The organism is bacterium, from assembly GCA_024226335.1.
Lineage (GTDB): Bacteria > Myxococcota_A > UBA9160 > SZUA-336 > SZUA-336 > JAAELY01.
The window spans coordinates 1-4,676 of the sequence record JAAELY010000066.1; the positions used below are offsets into that span (position 1 = coordinate 1).

Here is a 4,676-nt window from a genome sequence, read left to right on the forward strand (position 1 = left end):
AACGACACGACTGAGTGGCGCGCGGAGCGCGTCCGCCTCCAGTCACTGGTTCGGCTCTCTCGCCCCTCATCGAAAGCCCTCAACGTGCCTATTGTGACGATGACCAGCGGGTAAGATCGCCGGTCTCGAAGCCGTCGTAGAAAACGCCCCATTCGACCTCAGAGTTCATTTCGAGCACGATCCGGGGCGGACTGAGCGCAGTCATGGCAAAATGAATCCGCCCCGCTGGCGGCGGCGGTTGCGGCCCGATGTAATCGAGAAGAGCACTACAGCGGCCGAGTAGCTGAAGCTCTCCAGGCATGGGTGGCCCAAGCGGCTTCCACTGAACTTCGATTTCAGCGTCGGCACAGTCGTCGACCAGCGCCAGGTGGATCGTGTAGTCGTCGGCCGTGCCAGCCACCATATCGAGGCCGGTCATCCCGTGGCGCGTCGTGTTAGTGTCGTCCGCGGTAAGCCCCGTATACCGCATGTTCCTCACAGCGACGCCATGCATGACGCTCTGCGTATCGAAGCCAGCCCCAAGCAAATCCGACACATAGCGATTCCCGTTTGCGACCCAAGAACTGCCAGCCGGCAGTAGGGCGGGGAGTATCGCGTAGGTGCTGGAATCGATCACCGTACCGTCGATGACAACAGGGTCATTGTCAGAGATCCTGTACCAGTGAGTTGCCCTAGCGAGCGGAGGCGGCCCCGTGAGCGGCGTCACGATGTCGTCGCGGGATCCCCGGACCATGTCCGCGCCTCCGTCGAAAGTATCCACATCCCGCGCCGCTGTGAAGTTGTTTATTTCGTTTGTGAGCGGATCTCTAAAGTTGCCATGGCCTAGGCCTACAGCACAATGCCCGAGTTCATGAATCGCCGTGGTAGCCATGATGCTCACGCCCGGGATGGGTTCCGTATCTTCGGAGCTTGCGCAATCCCTGCAATTGCCCGTCGTCGGCGTCAAACCGTTCCATAGGACAATTGCTTCGTCTATGGCGCGCTGTACGAATGGCGTGTCACCCGGCCGGATGCATACAGGGACCTCGATCTCTCCACCGATCCCGGCCGATGTGTAGCCGACAGGATGCGCAATAACAAAAATACGGCATTCGGCACCACCGCACGCGGCGATGCTATCCGTACCAAAGAATGCGCCAGCCAATGCCGGCGAAGATGACAGCAATGCGCCGACAAGAAGAAGTCTACTAAGTCTACTGATCACTCTTCGGCCCTCCTGGCTGATGCGAAGTGATCGTCCATTACCTGCCGAATAGCTTTCATCCCCTGGACCTGCAACACGTCGGCCGAGTGCTCAAGAGCAGTACGAACTCCACCAATCTTGAACTGCCGCGCGAGATTGTCTCTCGAATAATCGCCCCGCTGATAGCCAGATAGATGCAGCTCGCCTACCGCCGCTGTAGGGTGGCTAGAGTGAGCGCCGACGCCCAAGAAATTCAGGCTATCTCGGCTCCACTCGGCGAAGCCATGATCCACAGCTAGACGGACAAGTTCGGTCATCTTGGAAAAATCTAAGCTGCGATCATAGCGTTCTGTTACAGCGCCGTGCCTACCGTATCGCCGCAGCTCTAACCGGCCGTCGCCATAGAGACGCATCGCTGGCCCTGATCCATCCATGGTGATTCTGAAGCTAAGGATCAGTTGTTCCGGGTCGCTTGATAGAGTGAACGTCGCGGCCTTGTAGTCAGGCGGCGTCAGCTCGATCGATCCTCCGCGTTTTGCGGCCTGGATCTCCACATCGAGAACTGCGCGCAACTCGACCAACGCTCGCGACTGACCGAGCTGTGGCCAGTCGTCGGGGCAGAAACCGCCCCGTTCGAGACCGCCCCCTGCCCCGTGGCGATCGTAGGCGGTGAATCTGAGGGTGGCGACTACCCGCGGGGTCTTGCAGGCCTTGCGGAATGCATCTTGCCCGATCTCAAGATAGAGCAAGTCTACACTGAACTCCGCGAGGCCGTGATCCACGGCGGCGCGGAAGATTTCGAGCATCCGCGCGCGGTCGAGGCGGCGGGTGTAGCTCTCGTCTTCGCCGGCCTGGATCTCTAGCCGACCGTCACCATAGAGCCGCAGCGAGCGGCCAGCGTGCTCCACTCTCAGGACCATCACCGCGGCATCGTCCGAGATTTCGAAGACCGCCTCGGAGTATGGCCCAGGCGGGTAGCCGTGGGCCAGGGCGACAGCTGAGGGCTCCGACCCCTCTCCACTGCCGGTAGCGAGTACAAAACTAGCGAAGCCGAGTACGCCCGCGAGGGCGAGCCACAAGAAAAATCGTCGAATCATTCACCTACTCCTTTCTTCGAGGCGGTCCCAGTTGACCAGCTGGCGATGTTCTTGGTTCCGAACGCCGAACGGCCCAAGCCAAGCGCGCGGCGAAGCCGTCCGCTTCGGCTTGTGGTTCTACGCTGAATCGATACACTGAGCTCCTCAAACTGCTTGAGAACTTTCACCGTTCAGATTCCTCGATCACGGTTGACAAATCCTTACGCAATTCAAGCTCCTCAAAAGGCAGAAGATATTCTGCATCCCGGAAAGAAATCCCATCAAGTGACCCGTGCCTTTTTCGTTGACCTATTTTCAGTGCTTCCAGGAATCTGACGCAATCATACAGCTCGATCGAGAGGCCTTTGGACGCATAGTCCTTGGCGGTTTGGGAGGCTCCCGAAGTGAAAGATGCAGTTGCAACAAAGATCCCTTTGGTATAATCGCGTAGAACGAGGGCTCCCGCTAGGGATCTTATCTGCTCTACTTCGATCTTGTTCTTATATCGTTTTACCTGGACGCCAACCGTCTCGTTCGATCTCTTTAGGATTACGTCAATGCCTCCGTCGTTGGCGTAACCCGTGACCTCTACCAGATAACCTAGGTCTCTAAAAACGCTGCCCACAGTTTCTTCGAAGAGCCGAGGATGCATCGAAAACCGAGATCTATATCTTGCTAGTAAATAGGAACGGACTTCTTCTAGCGGCACGCGAACATCGGTTAGATGCAACTCCTTTAGACTGCCAGCAGCTACACGCGTCTGCAGGTATTTCGAATCCACAACGTCCGGGTAAAAAACGCGGTCTACCCAGCCCCACCAGCCGCATATCGCGCAAAGGTAGATGACTGTGAAAACTTCGGGGTACCCAGATTGATCCTCGAAAGTCGACAAGTCCGTCCGGCAGTAAGGGCACGACTTGCCCGCTTGGCCTAGCTTCGAGGCAGGCTCTCTGGCAATGTCCGAGTGATTCCACATTGGCGTTCTTACTATAGAACTATAATGCCGGAGCCGATTTCGATATTGATCGGCGCGAGCCGATTCAGGTTCCACCCACTTCGGTCACGGTAGCCGCGGAAGCAAGACGAGGGCCGCGTCGCTCTGGCTGTACGGGCGGTATTAGCCATCCTCTCTGACCGCCTACCTCGGCGCCAGAATTGGAGCCTGTTTTCCGTTCTACATAGGGTGTAGTCGGCGTTAGCCCACACGGAGCTCTCCGGTGCCGCTCGCCGGCCGACACCGGCTGGCGTCGGTGCGTGACGGCCGATCCACGGCGTGTGGCCGCGGATTCCTCCTCATGCCTTCCACCGCGCCGCCAGCCATTGCGCAGGCGCGCCTCTGGCGTGACCTGGGAGGAACAGCCATGCCTCGAGATCCTCGCTATCTGCCCCCTGGTTGGAGCGTCGAAGTCACCACTCGAACCATCGGTGGCTTCTATCTCCTGCCCGCCACTTCTCACTTTGCCCGCGTCATGGTAGGCGTCCTCGCCCGAGCCCAGGAGAAGTACCCGGTGAAGGTTCACGCGGCGGTCGCGGCCAGCAATCATTATCACCTGATCTTAACACCGGAGGACGTCGACCAGCTCGCCGACTTCATGGAGTTCGTCAACGGCAATCTGGCCCGCGAAACGAATCACCTCCAGGACGATTGGAGTGGGCCCGTGTGGACCGATCGCTTCCACCTCGTCCCGATCTCTCCCGAGCCGGAGGCACTGATCGAGCGCCTCCGGTACGTGCTCTCGAACACCATCAAGGAGAATCTCGTGGCTCGCATCGAGGACTGGGAGGGCCTGCACTGCGCCGAAGCGCTCATCGACGGCAGGCCGATGACCGGGATGTGGTACGACCGCGCCATCGAGTACGAGACGAATCGCCAGGCCGAGCGCAAGGCGGCTCGCCGCGGCACAGCGGCCGAGAGAGTTCCTCGCAGCGCCTTCATGACGCCCTACCAGCTCAAGCTCGCGCCGCTGCCCTGTTGGCAGAACCTGCCGACAGCCGAGATCCGAAAACGCGTAGCCCAGATGGTCGCCGAGATCGAAGCGGCCGCCGCCGCACTCCGTGAAGAGCGCGGCACCGAGCCCGTCGGCATGGACAAAATCCGACACCAGAACCCGCTCTCGCGGCCAGCAGGATTCCGGCCTTCGCCGAAGCCGCGGTGTCACGCTGCGAGCAAAGACATGCGCAAGCGTTTCCGCCAGACGCTGCGCGCCTTCGTCGACATGTTTCGCCAAGCCTCGGTCACCTTGAGGTTAGGCAACGCCGCCGCAGCAATCTTCCCCAAGGGGAGCTTCAGACCGAGCCTCGGCTTTATCAGCGCAGGTGAAGAGCTCGACCCCCTGGCCGACGCCGGCGGTTCGCGCCACTTCGCATTGCTGGCCGCAGCGGCCATCTGAGCCGTCTCCCGGCGGTGGCCTGAGAGC

At 59.8% G+C, this 4,676-nt stretch carries 4 protein-coding genes; 1 reads left to right on the forward strand and 3 read right to left on the reverse strand.

The genetic code is table 11. From position 1 onward, the window contains the following. Window positions 1-88 precede the first annotated feature (88 nt). From GY725_03100 to GY725_03110, 3 genes are all read right to left on the reverse strand, one after another. A complete protein-coding gene (locus tag GY725_03100) occupies window positions 89-1,204 on the reverse strand; it encodes a hypothetical protein (GenBank protein MCP4003163.1) in 1,116 nt (371 codons plus the stop codon). Continuing rightward, window positions 1,201-2,280: a hypothetical protein gene (locus GY725_03105; protein ID MCP4003164.1), complete on the reverse strand. Its 1,080-nt coding sequence runs from the start codon at window positions 2,278-2,280 to the stop codon at window positions 1,201-1,203. The genes GY725_03100 and GY725_03105 overlap by 4 nt, the downstream gene beginning before the upstream one ends. Before the next feature lie 163 nt (window positions 2,281-2,443). Beyond that, window positions 2,444-3,151, reverse strand: a complete 708-nt coding sequence (locus GY725_03110) for a restriction endonuclease (GenBank protein ID MCP4003165.1) — start codon at window positions 3,149-3,151, stop codon at window positions 2,444-2,446. 469 nt (window positions 3,152-3,620) lie between these two features. On the opposite strand from GY725_03110, the gene GY725_03115 reads away from it, so the two are divergent. Next, window positions 3,621-4,649 (forward strand): hypothetical protein, encoded by a 1,029-nt coding sequence (locus GY725_03115; protein MCP4003166.1) that lies wholly within the window; start codon window positions 3,621-3,623, stop codon window positions 4,647-4,649. The last annotated feature ends 27 nt before the right edge of the window (window positions 4,650-4,676 follow it).